The 15105-nt window shown below is 44.6% G+C and carries 11 protein-coding genes and 3 tRNA genes; 8 read left to right on the top strand and 6 right to left on the bottom strand.

The features are described 5' to 3' along the window. Positions 1-432: 432 nt before the first annotated feature. Positions 433-927 carry a hypothetical protein gene (locus tag OH460_RS04755; protein ID WP_269995540.1) on the bottom strand — a complete coding sequence of 165 codons (495 nt, stop codon included), beginning with the start codon at positions 925-927 and terminating at the stop codon, positions 433-435. 232 nt (positions 928-1159) lie between these two features. Between OH460_RS04755 and OH460_RS04750 the strand changes: the two genes are divergently transcribed. Continuing rightward, positions 1160-1483 carry a DUF1244 domain-containing protein gene (locus OH460_RS04750; protein WP_017094028.1) on the top strand — a complete coding sequence of 108 codons (324 nt, stop codon included), beginning with the start codon at positions 1160-1162 and terminating at the stop codon, positions 1481-1483. Between the two features lie 208 nt (positions 1484-1691). On the opposite strand, the gene vexH is transcribed toward OH460_RS04750, so the two are convergent. Together vexH and OH460_RS04740 are read right to left on the bottom strand one after the other, a co-directional pair. Beyond that, positions 1692-4805 (bottom strand): vibriobactin export RND transporter permease subunit VexH, encoded by a 3114-nt coding sequence (gene vexH, locus OH460_RS04745; RefSeq protein ID WP_050644645.1) that lies wholly within the window; start codon positions 4803-4805, stop codon positions 1692-1694. Continuing rightward, positions 4805-5881: an efflux RND transporter periplasmic adaptor subunit gene (locus tag OH460_RS04740; RefSeq protein WP_269995532.1), complete on the bottom strand. Its 1077-nt coding sequence runs from the start codon at positions 5879-5881 to the stop codon at positions 4805-4807. The genes vexH and OH460_RS04740 overlap by 1 nt, the downstream gene beginning before the upstream one ends. A 562-nt stretch (positions 5882-6443) precedes the next feature. Here OH460_RS04740 and OH460_RS04735 point away from each other — a divergent pair. From OH460_RS04735 to OH460_RS04725, 3 genes are all read left to right on the top strand, one after another. Beyond that, positions 6444-6528: transfer RNA gene (locus OH460_RS04735), tRNA-Tyr, on the top strand. Between the two features lie 104 nt (positions 6529-6632). After that, positions 6633-6717 (top strand) — tRNA-Tyr (locus OH460_RS04730). Between the two features lie 102 nt (positions 6718-6819). Then, positions 6820-6904, top strand: a tRNA-Tyr gene (locus tag OH460_RS04725). Between the two features lie 547 nt (positions 6905-7451). Here the strand turns inward: OH460_RS04725 and OH460_RS04720 are convergent. Beyond that, a complete protein-coding gene (locus tag OH460_RS04720) occupies positions 7452-8366 on the bottom strand; it encodes a Tim44 domain-containing protein (protein ID WP_008220669.1) in 915 nt (304 codons plus the stop codon). A gap of 197 nt (positions 8367-8563) precedes the next feature. On the opposite strand from OH460_RS04720, the gene OH460_RS04715 reads away from it, so the two are divergent. From OH460_RS04715 to OH460_RS04705, 3 genes are all read left to right on the top strand, one after another. Further along, positions 8564-9154, top strand: coding sequence for a TetR/AcrR family transcriptional regulator (locus tag OH460_RS04715; RefSeq protein WP_269995527.1), 591 nt, complete (start codon positions 8564-8566; stop codon positions 9152-9154). Between the two features lie 17 nt (positions 9155-9171). After that, positions 9172-11046: an MFS transporter gene (locus OH460_RS04710; protein WP_269995525.1), complete on the top strand. Its 1875-nt coding sequence runs from the start codon at positions 9172-9174 to the stop codon at positions 11044-11046. Between the two features lie 147 nt (positions 11047-11193). Then, complete coding sequence (locus OH460_RS04705) at positions 11194-12114, top strand: YeiH family protein (protein WP_061033648.1); 921 nt, start codon at positions 11194-11196, stop codon at positions 12112-12114. A 119-nt stretch (positions 12115-12233) separates the two neighbouring features. Here OH460_RS04705 and OH460_RS04700 read toward each other — a convergent pair whose 3' ends face one another. Together OH460_RS04700 and OH460_RS04695 are read right to left on the bottom strand one after the other, a co-directional pair. Then, positions 12234-12398, bottom strand: a complete 165-nt coding sequence (locus OH460_RS04700; RefSeq protein WP_008220662.1) for a hypothetical protein — start codon at positions 12396-12398, stop codon at positions 12234-12236. Between the two features lie 106 nt (positions 12399-12504). Beyond that, positions 12505-13383, bottom strand: a complete 879-nt coding sequence (locus OH460_RS04695) for a LysR substrate-binding domain-containing protein (protein WP_269995521.1) — start codon at positions 13381-13383, stop codon at positions 12505-12507. A gap of 194 nt (positions 13384-13577) precedes the next feature. Here OH460_RS04695 and nagE point away from each other — a divergent pair, with 194 nt between their 5' ends. Next, complete coding sequence (gene nagE, locus OH460_RS04690) at positions 13578-15023, top strand: N-acetylglucosamine-specific PTS transporter subunit IIBC (protein WP_269995912.1); 1446 nt, start codon at positions 13578-13580, stop codon at positions 15021-15023. Positions 15024-15105: the final 82 nt, after the last annotated feature.

Genomic DNA, 15105 nt, shown 5'->3' with positions numbered 1-15105 from the left:
TTTAAAGTTATGTCGTCTCGACGTTGTATACATAATAAACGCAACAAACCGACCGGTCTAGTCAGAATATTGTCAACTTTGTCAGAATTAGACTGATCGGTTTACATATTCGAAGATGAAACGCATTGGGCTCTGGAATATAGATCTGATTAGTGAGGGGGAAAACGCGATCGCTCGACAAGTTTTGGGGAGACCGTTACTGATACTCCAAGAACCGGTAGGAGCCGATTTAAGTATCAGTATAGATATAGATGACTTGGTCATTAAATGAGTCGTTGAAGTGTTTAGTACTTAAAACCGAGCGAGAGCTCAATGAGGATATCTAGGGGGACAAGCTTTCAAATCGCCAATGGCGACGAAACAACATGAACACTTTACGTGTTAGGAGTTAGTCTCCGTTTCGCGCACTGCAAGTTGTGTAAATTGATCTATTTATTGCTGAATATTCTCAAGAACAGACTCGGGAATAATGTTCTCTATCGCCACATACTGACCAACATCTAGGAACGCAAAACAGCTATAAGCCAAGCTACTCCAGCCTAAAATAGACAATATCAGCATGCCAAATGTTTTCATGCCACTTTGATTCAATCGTTTCGAAACAAAGGTATAACTCGGAATTCCGACTAAAACAGGAGCCAAAATAGCCATCGAAAGTTGACCATATTGATTCCATTTTTTCATGAATTTTCTGAGCTTAGGTTTAAAGACAGCGCCTTTTTGTTTCTTAAATAAAGTTGAATAGACGGGAGCAATTTTCCAACCTGCATACGCAGCAATCATCGCTGGGATTAAATTAAACAACAGCATTTCTGGGTAGGAGTAAGATAGAAACGCGGCAATAGCAGGCCCTGAATAGGTTTTCCAAAGGCTTAACAGCGCCATCGATAAACCAATAGCCAAGTATGTTTCAAATGCCAATGTCATGCTTTGATCTCCTCTCTCCGGTTTACTTCTTCAATGATCTGATTGTCTAATTTGAAGTGTTGAATGAATAATACACAACATAGACCGACCGGTCTAGCTGTAATTTTATTATCCTATGAGAGCCTCAAATCTGAGGGGTACATACTCAAACCAGTGAATGAGTATTGGCGTCAATCTCGCAGCCGTGTAGACTCTAATTAAGGATAATCATTAACTTGAAAAGGAAAGAGTTTTGGCTGAATTCAAATACAAGCAACTAACTCAAGAAGAACAAGACAAGCTAGATGCCGCTTCATTTCGTCGCCTATTATCTCATCTAGACAACAATAAAGACGTGCAAAACATCGACCTAATGATTTTGGCTGGCTTTTGCCGAAATTGCTTTAGCAAATGGTATGCAGCAGAAGCTGAATTGATGGGAGTCGATTTAGATTTAGACGATGCACGTGAACGTGTTTATGGCATGACTTACGATGAATGGAAAGCTAACCATCAACCGAAAGCGACGCCTGAACAATTGGCCGCGTTTGAAGCTCGCCAAGCGAAAAAGAGTTAAGAAATTGGACACCAAATAAGAGTTCGTATCCTGAGCGAAGTTTTATTTTCGATTGAACGCATTCCTACTTTCAATCATCAATATTTAGCAAACAAAAAGCCCAGTAACTGCCTCCAATAGTTGGACACCAGTTACTGGGCTTTCTTTATCAAGCTTTAAACTTAAGGGCTATAACAACTTTCTATAGTCTAGCCCTTAGTTTTACCAACTAACCGTGAGAGGTTCTTCCCACGTTGTCATGGCTAAGCTCTTTATTAAGCTCCGCTTCCACGTGACCCGGAGAGCGGGTTGAGCCAGAAATCAGTCGGTACATCGCAGGAATTACGAACAGAGTAACCAATGTCGCAAAGCCCATACCGAAGAAGATAACCGTACCCACAGCCACTCGGCTTTCATAACCTGCGCCCGTTGAAGTAATCAATGGGATTGCACCGGCGAGTGTCGTGAATGCCGTCATCATGATTGGACGTAAGCGTCGAGCCGAAGCATCAATGATCGCCTTTTCAAATTCAATACCACGGTCACGAAGTTGGTTAGCAAACTCTACGATCAAGATACCGTTTTTGGTTACCATACCGATCAACATGATCATACCAATCTGGCTGTAGACGTTGAGCCCTTGACTCATCAGCACCAAGCCTAAGAAGCCACCAAAAATACCCATAGGTACGGTGAACATCACCACCAGCGGGTTAATGAAGCTTTCAAACTGCGCGGCCAGTACCAAGTATGCGACCAGCATCGCTAGCGCAAATACCACTAGGATACTTGATTGGTTCTCTTTGAAGTCTTTTGACTCGCCAGAGTAGCTCACTGAAATATCACCTGGTAGCTGTTCAATCGCTTGTTCATCAAGGAAGTCGAGCGCGTCACCCAGCGTGTAACCTTCCATTAGGTTCGCCTTGATGGTCACCGATTTCTGCTTGTTGTAGTGCGACAAACGAATCGATGATGCCACTTCTTCAATGTGCGTCAGCGTATCGAGTGTAACTAGCTCACCAGACTGAGTTCGCATGTAGATTTGGCTTAAGTCGTTCGCGTTGTTGAAGCTGTTTTCATCACCACGTAGATACACGTCGTACTCTTCACCACGATCAACAAAGGTCGTTTCACTGCGGCCACCAAGCATGATTTCTAACGTATCTGAGATGTCAGAAACGCTAACACCTAGCTCTGCTGCACGCTGCTTATCTACGGTTACCAATAGCTCTGGTGTTTTCTCAGAGTAATCGATGTCCGCACCTTCCATCATTGGAGAGTCTTCAGCCGCTTGCTTTAAGAGCTCTGCCCACTTCTGCAGTTCAGAGTAATCAGAACCGCCAAGTACGAATTGAACAGGCTCACTTGAACCACCTTTGAAGCCCGGCATGAACGGGAATACACGCACATCTGGAATGCCGTTCAACGATTTACGAACTTCGTTCAACGCTTCTTGTGCGGTAACGTCACGCTCATCCCAATCTTCTAGGATCATGATTACGAAGCCCGTTTGGTCGCCCGCATTACCACCAAACGCTGGTGATTGAATACTGAATGACTTCAAGAAGCCTTGACCAAGCAATGGCATTAAACGCTCTTCAACGATGTCCATGTTGGCAGACATACGGTTGTAACTGGTTGCATCGGCACCACGAACAAACGCAAAGATAACACCACGGTCTTCTTGTGGCGTCAGTTGCGACGGCACTTGTTGCATCAAGCCATAACTACCGCCCATACACGCGATAATGATGATTGGAGCCGCCCAACGCCAGTTTAGAGCACGGCGCAATACCGATCGGTATCCAGATTCAAGTTTGCCAAATACGCGCTCGACAAACAGGTTGAAACGGTTTGGTTTAACGTTCGCTTTTAGGATTTTACTGCTTAACACTGGCGTTAACGTTAATGCGACTAGCGACGAGAAGATCACCGACATAGCAAGCAATACAGAGAACTCGGTAAACAACAGACCAACCATGCCGTCCATGAACGAGATTGGCAGGAATACCATTACCAATACAAGCGTTGTTGCGATTACCGCGAAGCCTACTTCACGAGTACCTTTATAGGCAGCAAGCAGCGGTGACTCACCACGTTCAATATGGTGGAAAATGTTCTCAACCACCACGATCGCATCATCGACCACCAAACCAATCGACAGGATAAGTGCCATAAGGGTAATCAGGTTGATAGAAAAACCGAAGTAGTACGCGGCAATAAACGACGAGATCAGAGATACAGGTACGGTTACCGCTGGAATAAGTGTTGCACGTGCTTGACCAATAAAGATGTAAAGCACAAGGATAACCAAGCCACCCGTGATAAAGAGTGTGCTGTATACCTCTGAGATTGAGCGGTCGATAAAGACTGTTGAGTCATAATCGACAGCTAAACGAGTACCATCTGGCAAGAACTTTTGAATTGCTTCGACTTCTTTATGGACTAAGTCAGCCACCTCAAGTGGGTTCGCATCTGACTGAGGCACGATACCCATACTTACGTTAACAACCCCGTCACTCTTAAAGGTCGAGTTCTCGTTTTCTGCGCCAATGTAAACATCCGCTACGTCTTTCAAGTAGATAGGTGTGTTATCAGAGGCACGTTTAACGACTAGGTATTCGAAATCTTCCGCTTCAGTGTAAGAACGAGCAGTACGAACCGACATCACAATCGCATCGTTACGTACTTCACCACCTGGGCTTTCAATGTTCTCATTATTCAGAGCAGAAGTGATGTCCGAGGTAGTCACGCCACGCCCCGCCATCTGAGCAGGTTTCAGCTTCACGTACATTACTTTGTACAAGCCACCTGATATATCCACTGAGCTCACGCCAGAAATCAAACTAAAGCGGTCAATCAACACGCGTTCGGTGTAGTCGGTTAACTGCGTTCGGTCCATCTCCGTCGAACTTAAGTTGATGTAGACAGAAGCTTCACCACTACCATTGTTCTTATAAACAATGGGGTCGTCGGCTTCATCGGGCAATGAACGCTGCGCACGAGCTACAGCGTCACGAACATCACTCACACCGGTATTGAGGTCGTAACCAAGCTCAAAAGTAATCGTGATACGTGACATACCGTTACGCGTTGTGGATTCGATCTCATCGATACCACTAATACCGGATAACTGGTCTTCAAGATTGGAGGTTATTTGGCTTTCAATGATGGTGGCAGACGCACCCTCATAACGAGTACTGATCGATACCACCGGGCTTTCAATATCTGGCATCTCACGAACTGCGAGCTTATTGAAAGAGACAATACCAAACACAACCAATAGTAGGCTCAATACGACGGCCGCTACTGGTCTCTTTACAGAAACATCAGATAACAACATTAGTTAGCGCCTTCTTGTGCTTTTTTATCACTTGCTGCATCAGCCGGGCGATTAACAGTAAGCTCTTGAACCGAGACACCGTCACGCATATTCACGATACCTTGCACCACGATCTTCTGGCCAATTTCGATGCCTTTGTCGATCACGACTTCGTTATCAATACGAGCCCCAAGGAAAACTTCTGTACGAGTTGCTTTGTTATCTTCGTCGATAACATAAACGAAACGCTTCGTACCTGAATACTCAAGCGCTTGAACGGGAATGATTGGCGCTTCCACTGGTGGGAAGTCCATATCCGCTGCCACTAGCATGCCTGGCTTTAGATAATCATTATTGTTGTCGAAGTGGATTCGAACTCGAAGGTTCAAGGTTTCAGCGTTAATACGTGAATCAATGCCAACGACAGTACCCGTGAACTGAGTGTCGCCCCATGCGCTAGTGCGAGCCGTTACTTTCATACCTTTAGATAGTTTAGAAAGGTAGCGCTCCGGGATCTGCAGATCTAATTGCATTACCGATAGGTCGTCTAGGGTCACGAGTTCAGTACCGGCTGTCACCATTTTACCGCGGCTAAAGTCGATAAAACCAACAGTGCCCGAGAATGGCGCGCTGATGTGAAGATCTTTCAGATTGGCATTTGCAGCAGCTAAACGAGCGTTGGCGATCTCTACGTTCGTTTTCTGAGCGTCAATTTCAGTTTGCGTGATCGCGTTACGTTTCACTAGGCGTTGAAATTCCGCTAGCTTACGTTGCTCGTCTTTTAGATAAGCTTGCGCTTCTGCAACCGCCGCTTTCGCTTTGTCGTCATCAAGCTGAACCAACATCTGCCCTTTAGTGACATCTTGATTAGCTTTAATGTTGATAGAGTCCACTCTGCCAGCCACTTCAGAAGTGATCATTACCGATTGCTCGGCTTCTAACTTACCGACCAACGAAAGAGATTGGCTAACTTGGTGAATATCAACCTGCTCAGTAACAACAGTGACAGTGCTAGGGCCCATACGTTTAGCAAGTACGGCTGGAGACGCCATAAGAATAGACAAGCTAAGCAGGGTTAAAACAGATTTATGCTTCATAATAATGGTCTGCAAGTAAGTTTGTACCAATCACAGTGAGTAAGTGGTCAGAAATAGCTTAGGGAAAAGCTTGAGAACAAGGCAGCTTTTTTCAACAGATAGTTTCGATAAGTAGTTATTCTACAATCAAAATATCTGACGCTGTTCTCGAGCATTTTAGCAAGCTAAGATGACACGTTATTTACTACGATTGGTATTATTATCTATAAATGAAATTAACCGTATTCTATCAACTGATGAATGCTGTAACGTCAAGAAGTGTAAATCTAGATTAAATTCCATTTACGTTTCATCATGTTTTAGACACATTGAACACAATACAGAAAGCCAATTACCTCAAGGTGTTACCTATCACTACGTAAACCTTAGTACAGATGTTCACTTCACGAGCAATATGCATACTTTTCGCCATCTTTGCCCAAAAAGGCAGCATTTAACACAAAACCATAAGAAAAACCCTTTACAGGTTTAATGTGTTTGCTATGATGCGCTCCGCACTTGAGAGATGCGTTGGGAAAAACATCTCTTTAGCCTATCCATTATGAGTTAGGAAAAACACCCTGGAGGGGTTCCCGAGTGGCCAAAGGGAGCAGACTGTAAATCTGCCGGCACTGCCTTCGATGGTTCGAATCCGTCTCCCTCCACCATATTTCTTCTTACCTCGACCTAAGAGTTAAGAGACAAACCTAGTTGATGGGCTTATGGGAAAACATCAATTTAGGCTTACTTTGTGAAAAGTAAGACACACCCTGGAGGGGTTCCCGAGTGGCCAAAGGGAGCAGACTGTAAATCTGCCGGCACTGCCTTCGATGGTTCGAATCCGTCTCCCTCCACCATATTCTTCTTACCTCTTTTAAGAGTTAAGAGAACAACCTGATTGATGGGCTTATGGGAAAACATCAATTTAGGCTTACTTTGTGAAGAGTAAGACACACCCTGGAGGGGTTCCCGAGTGGCCAAAGGGAGCAGACTGTAAATCTGCCGGCACTGCCTTCGATGGTTCGAATCCGTCTCCCTCCACCATATTCTCCTTAATTGGAAAATCGAAAAGCCAACTCATTGAGTTGGCTTTTTTCGTTTCTGCCGTTCCATATTCTTAGCGTAACTTATCTTCCAAGCATAAAAAGTCTGCAATACCGGTCTTATAAAAAGATAGTTTATGCCCTTACACCCACGACTTAATCAATCACCCCAAACCTCTCTATGACGCTTACAGACCAAATAAGCTGCGCAACCTAAGCAGTTTGTAGAAACCAGCTCTTCGCAATCATCCACTATTTTCTGTTTCTGCTGCGATGAAAGTTCAGACTCTAATATGGGCTCAAAAAGCCTCGTCATATCAACCTACTCCTCGGTTTAGTTTGGTTAAGTAACCAATTAAAAATATTAAAATGAGTAACTTGCCTTAAGTTAGCCCACCTTATTCCCAGCCCTTCCCTAAATAGGTCTCTTCAAGACACTTGCAGAGTCAAATCGCCAGAAACAAAAAAGCCCCTACAGATTTCTCCGTAGGGGCTTTTAATAATCAAAGTACTGGTTTACTAACGTCTTCTGTTAGCCATGCCAGATATTAACCTTGAATACCAACAATCAACCAAGGTGCGTTGTCGGTTGTTAGGTCACGCTCTAAGTGCCAGATATCAGTGATGTCTTCTTCGATACCTTCCGCAGAATCACGGTAGCGACCGCTAAACTGTAGGCTTAGCTGTGCTTTGCTGCCGTCATGGTCTGCACGAACGATTTCAGCATCAACGTACATTACATCTGTGTGCTGATCACCATCTAGCTTGCTACGCTCAGCTTTTAGGTCTTCGAAAAGGCTTGGAGACACGTATTCTTCAATCGTGCTTAGCTCGTTGTGGTTCCATGCACCTTGCAGTGTACGGTAGTGCTCACGAGAGCCGTTGATAAATGCCGCTTGATCAAAACCCGGTGGGTAGTTATGTGGAACATCACTTTGCGCACCAAAACCAAAGCCACCAGCAGTGCCTTGTGATTGAGGTTGTGCTTGCTCGAAGTTATGAACATTTGGCTGTTGCGTTGGTTGTTCAAACTTGTTTTGTCCCATACCGCCGAATGCTGGCTGTTGGCCTCGTGCATTCTGCTGATTCATAGAACCCTGCTTCGCGCCAAGCATGCCACGTAGGAACTTAAACGCTAGGAAAGCAATCAGACCCATAATCAGAATATCCATGAACTGGATACCTTCAAATGCGCCACCGAAGAATGCTGCTAGTAAACCACCTGCAAGTAAACCGCCTAGCAGACCGCCCATAAGGCCTTTCTTGCTAGAGTTAGCCGCTGTGTTCTTACCGGCTTGATCTTGTCGGATTGAATTCGTGTTCTGTTGTTGCTGTTTGGGTGCAGGAGCCGTTTTGAAACTCTTACCAAAAGACTTACCACCACCAAACTTTTTCGCTTCCGCGATTGGTGTCACCGCGACTGATACCATCAGAATCGCGACTAGTGAGAAAAATCGTTTCATTATTATCCTTTATAGGTTTCTTTATCTTTCGACACCTTAATCATACTCGTTAACAAAGCACAATGAAATATTCACTGTGTTTACACATGTTTCATAATATTGCGGTGATTAGTTGATTACTAAACTAGCGAAGGGATTGACGGCACTTAGGGGCAGCATTAAAATATTGAACGATGTTCATTTACTAGAAACTAATCATGGCACGCAGAAACGACCACACTCGAGAACAATTGATTCAGCTGACTTTAAAGACAGTGACAGACTTTTTAGAGCAGCACTCCTATCACGAGTTGAGCTTACGAAAAATCGCGAACATGATTGGTTATGTACCGAGTACCCTGGTAAATGTGTTCGGTAACTACAACCTGTTATTGTTGCATGTGGTTGCTCAAACCCTGGATGAACTCGCGGCTGAATCTGCAGCTGCCGTTGAACAATCAAGCAATGCACAGCAAGCATTATTTAATCTTGCATACTGCTACCATGACTTTGCGCAAAAGCACCCACACCGTTGGCAGCTTATCTTTGAGCACAACATGAACGGTGAAAACCTACCTGAATGGCAATCCAACCGTATCGATAAAATGACTGGCATGCTCGAGCAATTGTTAATCGCAATTGCACCTGAACATACGGAAAGCGAAGTCGTTAAAGCGAGCCGTGTATTATGGTCTGGCGTGCACGGAATTACACTTCTGAGTGTTGACGATAAGTTTTTCGCATCTGAGCCTATCGATGGTAAAGAGTTGATTAATAACCTAGTCTCAAACTACTTAACCAACTGGTAAGCATTCAAGGAAAGACAATGAACAACAGCAGCCAATCTTCGCTGTTAACGCAAAAAAGGTTCCTACCCTACTTTATTACCCAGTTTCTGGGAGCCTTTAACGACAACATATTCAAAAATGTTCTGTTGCTGTTTGTTGCTTTCGCAAGCGTAGACACACTACCTATCTCCAGCAACCTATTCATAAACTTGGCGGCTGGGCTATTTATTCTGCCCTTCTTCCTGTTCTCTGCTTTAGCTGGTGTACTGGCAGACAAATACGAAAAATCTTGGTTTATCCGTAAAGTGAAGCTGCTTGAAGTCGTGATCATGTCGCTGGGTGCGATTGGTTTTATCTACGAAAGCTATGGAATATTACTTCTACTTCTATTTCTAATGGGAACGCAGAGTGCCTTCTTTGGACCGGTAAAATACGCGCTACTCCCTCAGCAACTAGAAACAAAAGAACTCGTTTCAGGTAACGCATTAGTTGAGACAGGTACATTTCTAGCCATTCTGATTGGTACTTTGGGTGCCGGTATTATTGCATCGGAAGAGAGCGCTAAACTGGTTGCAGCAATTTGTATTGTGTCATTTGCTGTGCTTGGCTACGTATCAAGCTGCTTTATTCCTGAAGCACCAAGCAATGCGCCAGATCTTAAAGTGAAATGGCAGCCAATCAAGCTAACCAAAGCAACACTCGCGATTGCAAAAAAAGATCGACCAACCTTCCAGGCTTTAATGTCTATCAGCTGGTTTTGGTTCCTTGGCGCGACCTACTTAACCCAATTCCCAAACTTCACTAAGCTGCATTTGAATGGCACTGAGAGTTCGGTTGCCTTTTTGCTGGCCCTATTCTCTGTAGGCATTGCCATTGGCTCTCTAGCCTGTGACAAGCTTTCCAATCACCGAATTGAGATCGGCATTGTGCCAATGGGCAGTTTAGGAATTTCAATCTTTGGCTTGCTGATGGCGACATCCATACCTGAGTCTTTGCCCGAGTTTAGCTCTTTCCAGCAATTTGTGACTTACTCCGAGCTATGGCCCCTGTTTGCTTATCTACTGCTACTTGGTATCTCTGGTGGTATCTTTATTGTGCCGCTTTATTCGCTGATGCAGCTACGCGCGAAACCAGACGAGCGCGCTCAAGTGATTGCAGGGCTAAATATCTACAACTCGCTGTTCATGGTAGGTAGCGCTGTGATGGGCATCGTATGCTTAAGCGTGCTTGAATTATCCATTCCACAGCTGTTTGTACTACTGGCTCTGTTGAATACCTTCGTGATGCTTTACCTGTTCTATCAGGTACCCATTTACGCCTTCCGCTTCTTCACTTGGGTAGTCACTCATACTATGTACCGTGTTAAGCACAAGAATCTGCATAACCTACCTGAAAACGGTGGAGCGTTGATTGTTTGTAACCACGTCAGCTATATGGATGCACTGCTACTCAGCGCGGTTTGCCCTCGCCTGATTCGTTTTGTCATGGAAGAAGACTATGCCAAGCTTCCGCCATTAAGACGCTTCTTGAAAAGAGCTGGGGTCATTCCTATCTCATCCACCAACCGCCGCTCGATTCGCAACGCTTTCAACGAGGTTGAACAAGCCCTACATGAAGGTCATATCGTGTGTATCTTCCCGGAAGGTAAACTCACCTCAGATGGCGAGGTTGCAGAATTCATGCGTGGTATGGAGCTGATTATCCGACGTTCTCCCGTACCAGTCATTCCAATGGCTCTCAAAGGGTTATGGGGCAGCTACTTCAGTCGCTATAAAGGCCGAGCATGCAAAGGGTTGCCAACTCGTTTCTGGACAAAGCTAGAGATCGAAACAGGTGAGCCAATTTCACCGGCCGATGCCTCTTGTGAAACTCTGCGTCAGGCTGTTGCTGATCTACGTGGCTCTCAAAGATAATTAGCTTAAAATAAGTCCAAATGTCCCTCCTGAACAGACGTTTAGTTTTTCTTAACGTTTGTTCAATTCATTTAGACTTACTTATCATCAAGTTAAGCGTATAGTCTTCGCTACGCTGCCATAACCAGAAACGATAAAAATAATATAATGAAAATGAATAAATCCATTCCATTTTATCTTGCTGCTCTATTTTGCTTAACCCCATGGGTAAGCTCCCCTACTGCGCTGGTTATCGGTTTCCTGCTTGCGAGCTTAGGTTTAGTGCCAGAAAACGTAGAAGTCGGCAAACTGACTAAGAAACTACTGGCCTACTCAATTGTCGGCTTGGGCTTTGGCATTCAGTTTGAGAAAGCACTAGCGGTGACTGGTGACGGTATTGGTTTGATCATTACCACAATTATCGGCACGCTGGTTATTGGCTGGTTCTTAGCAAAACGCATGGGGCTGGACCGTACTACGGGTTACCTGATTTCTTCTGGTACCGCCATTTGTGGTGGTAGCGCGATTGCAGCGGTCGCTCCGGCAATCAAAGCAGAAGACGAACAGATTGGTTTAGCTTTAGCTACCGTCTTTGTATTGAACTCTGTAGCACTGTTCTTATTCCCGATGATTGGTCATGCACTTGAATTGAGCCAACAAACGTTCGGTACCTGGGCAGCGATCGCAATTCACGATACTTCTTCAGTTGTTGGTGCTGCCTCTGCATATGGTGAAGAAGCACTGACTACCGCAACAACACTTAAGCTCGCGCGTGCATTGTGGATTATCCCAATCGCTTTGGTTAGCGCAATGATCTTCAAGAGCGATCAAAAGAAGATTACCGTGCCTTACTTCATTTTCTTCTACTGTGCAGCTATCGCAGTCAGCGACTTGTTGCCACAATTTGAAGTGGTATACCAAGGCATTTTTGACGTGTCTAAGCGTGCATTAGTTGTGTGTCTATTCTTGATTGGCTGCGGTATCTCTGTAGAGAAACTGAAAGCGGCGGGACCAAAGCCGTTGATGTTTGGTATTACGATGTGGGTGATGATTTCTACAGGTTCGTTAGCTTGGTTGACCCTCGCATAACCTCTAGGGAGTTAAATCTCTAACAAGATCACGAAGCTCGAATATCGAAATAGGAAACAAAAAGGCAAAGCTCATATGGGCTTTGCCTTTATCGTTTTTGAAACCTTTTAACCAAATCACTATTCAAACAGGGGCTTATCACTCTTCTTGCTCTCTCTTTTCATTAAAACCAATACCACAACTAACACAAATGCAGTAAGTTCAGCTAACGAACGCGTCAGCCCTGACGATGTGATGGCTTGGCCTATCTGCAGTAATACTGCAATGATGAGGGCAATTTTCATAATAAGACCTTATTCTATAATCCGTTATTTATATGGCTTATTATGATGGATGGTTATAAAGATAATAAATTCTGTTTTGAACTATCTAATTGCTAAATTAACTAACCTAGTTCAACTGACCTTCTAACCACTTGATAAAGGTTCTGACTTTAGGCCGCTTTTCGGTACCGAGCGGGCAGATAAGATCATACCCTTTATCTGTCTCCATACTTGGGTAAGGCGTAATCAGCTCCCCCGTCTCAATGTATTGCTTCACAAAGTGATAACGCCCCATCGCAACGCCAATATTGAACAAAGCACTCTTAACGCCCATATCTCGGTGACTCACACAATAAAACTGCTCGAACAGATTCACATCCAAGTTATTGTGCTTAACCCAGCGCTGCCAAACATCGGAGCCTAATGCATGAATAAAGTTAATCCTATTAAGCGACTCCAAACCATCATCAAAGATCTTGTGTTCTGCAGCATAACTCGGCGTACAAACCGGAATGTACTTTTCACCAAAAAGGCGTTGTCGGTGCATGTCTTTAAGATCTTCCGCACCGTAATAGATCGCTATATCAAGGTGATTTTGGTGAAAGTCTTGTTCCTCTTGCGAGAAGATATTGAGATTAAACTTAGGGTATCTTTTCTTAAAGTCTGCGAGCCTAGGCAGCAACCAGCTATTAGCAAACGCTGGGCTAGTACCAATATTGATCTGCCCATAGAGATCGGTGTTAGTAATGTCTTCAATCTCACCAAAAATCGAGCTTAACGACTTAGACAAAGTTCGTTGAAAGCGCTGACCTTCTTCGGTCAACTCAAGCTTACGTGTGCCTCGTACAAACAAGTTAAAGCCAAGCTCACCTTCTAACACCTTAATCCGATGACTCACCGCTCCTTGTGTTAAATGAAGCTTTTTAGCAGCCAGCGTAAAGCTCATTTTCTCTGCAGCAACATTAAAGGTATGAAGATTTCTAAGTAAAGACTGATGGTTTGCCATAAGCGCTCATGCATTAAAAATTTTAATTCATGGTACTACCCGTTTCGTTTGTTTGCATTAAGAAATAAGTTTCTAATAGCCGCAGTTACTTAAAATACTGCATTGATCAATATTTGGTTGCAAATAGTGGTGAGCAGAAACATTAAAAAAATTAATTTCAAAATTTAGGGGCACGTATGAATATACTTGGGTATATGCAAAAAGTAGGTAAGGCATTGATGGTTCCCGTAGCCACACTGCCAGCTGCGGCAATCCTTATGGGTATTGGCTACTGGTTGGATCCTGTTGGATGGGGTTCGGAAAGTATTTTGGCCGCATTCTTGATCAAATCTGGTGGCGCGATCATCGACAACATGGCGGTTCTATTCGCGGTGGGTGTCGCATTTGGTTTGAGTCGTGATAAGAATGGTTCTGCGGCACTGTCTGGCTTTGTGATGTTCCTCGTCGTCACCACGCTACTTGCTCCGGGCTCTGTTGCTCAGTTAATGGATGTTGAACTCAGTGAAGTGCCAGCGGCATTTGGCAAAATCAGCAACCAATTTGTAGGTATCATTGTGGGTATCATCTCTGCTGAGATCTACAACCGCTACTCAACCGTTGAACTTCCTCAAGCTCTAGCGTTCTTCAGCGGTAAGCGTTTGGTTCCTATCCTGACCTCAATCGCAGGTATGGCTCTCTCCTTTGCTCTTCTTTACATCTGGCCAGCTGTTTACGACGCTCTGATCGTTCTGGGTATTAAACTAGAAAGCATGGGCGCAGTCGGTGCTGGTCTGTTTGGTTTCTTCAACCGTTTGTTCCTATCAGTTGGTATGCACCACGCTCTTTACCCTGTGTTCTGGTTCGACGTTGTCGGTATTAACGACATTCCAAACTTCCTAGGCGGCGCGCAATCTATCGCTAACGGTACGGGTATTCCAGGTAAAACTGGCATGTACCAAGCGGGCTTCTTCCCTATCATGATGTTTGGCCTACCAGCAGCAGCATTGGCGATGTATCACTGTTCTGATGCGAAAAATAAGAACCAAGTATTCGCTATCATGCTTGCGGCAGCTATGGCTTCATTCTTCACGGGTATCACAGAGCCACTAGAATTCAGCTTCATGTTCCTTGCTCCGGTACTGTTCCTACTGCACGCTGTGCTAACAGGTCTATCACTTTACATTGCCGCAAGCATGGAATGGATGGCAGGCTTCGGATTCTCAGCAGGATTTGTTGACCTGGTACTGTCTAGCCAAAACCCACTAGCAGTGAACTGGTACATGCTATTGGTGCAAGGTGTTGTGTTCTTCGCGCTGTACTACTGCATCTTCCGCTTCGCTATCATCAAATTCAACCTACGTACTCCAGGTCGTGGTGAAGAGATGGAAGCTGAAGGCGAGACTGCATCTCCTGAAGCACTCGTGAACCTAACTAACAACTACATTGAAGCGATTGGCGGTGCTGACAACATCCTTGAAGTTGACAACTGCATCACTCGCCTACGCCTAACGGTAAAAGACTCTTCAATCGCCGACAGTGACAAACTGAAGAAACTAGGAGCAGCAGGTGTGGTTCCGGTGGGTAAAGGTGGACTGCAAGTTATCATTGGCTTAGGAAAAGTGGATAAGGTCGCAGAACAAATGAAGAAGGCACTCGCTTAACACGACACCTTTTGATGACAAGATCAAATAGTAAGAATTTGTGATGGCTTCACCACCATCACAACCCCCTGAAGCGCAATTA

This window comes from Vibrio sp. Makdt (assembly GCF_027587015.1).
Taxonomy (GTDB): Bacteria; Pseudomonadota; Gammaproteobacteria; order Enterobacterales; family Vibrionaceae; genus Vibrio; species Vibrio chagasii_B.
This window is presented reverse-complemented; position numbering and strand designations above follow the sequence as displayed.

What these genes read in the sequence shown, in the direction of transcription:
- OH460_RS04755 (WP_269995540.1), bottom strand. Translation starts at nt 927, where the DNA reads ATGACATTGGCATTTGAAACATACTTGGCTATTGGTTTATCGATGGCG.
- vexH (WP_050644645.1), bottom strand. Translation starts at nt 4,805, where the DNA reads ATGTTGTTATCTGATGTTTCTGTAAAGAGACCAGTAGCGGCCGTCGTA.
- OH460_RS04740 (WP_269995532.1), bottom strand. Translation starts at nt 5,881, where the DNA reads ATGAAGCATAAATCTGTTTTAACCCTGCTTAGCTTGTCTATTCTTATG.
- OH460_RS04720 (WP_008220669.1), bottom strand. Translation starts at nt 8,366, where the DNA reads ATGAAACGATTTTTCTCACTAGTCGCGATTCTGATGGTATCAGTCGCG.
- OH460_RS04715 (WP_269995527.1), top strand. Translation starts at nt 8,564, where the DNA reads ATGGCACGCAGAAACGACCACACTCGAGAACAATTGATTCAGCTGACT.
- OH460_RS04710 (WP_269995525.1), top strand. Translation starts at nt 9,172, where the DNA reads ATGAACAACAGCAGCCAATCTTCGCTGTTAACGCAAAAAAGGTTCCTA.
- OH460_RS04705 (WP_061033648.1), top strand. Translation starts at nt 11,194, where the DNA reads ATGAAAATGAATAAATCCATTCCATTTTATCTTGCTGCTCTATTTTGC.
- OH460_RS04700 (WP_008220662.1), bottom strand. Translation starts at nt 12,398, where the DNA reads ATGAAAATTGCCCTCATCATTGCAGTATTACTGCAGATAGGCCAAGCC.
- OH460_RS04695 (WP_269995521.1), bottom strand. Translation starts at nt 13,383, where the DNA reads ATGGCAAACCATCAGTCTTTACTTAGAAATCTTCATACCTTTAATGTT.
- nagE (WP_269995912.1), top strand. Translation starts at nt 13,578, where the DNA reads ATGCAAAAAGTAGGTAAGGCATTGATGGTTCCCGTAGCCACACTGCCA.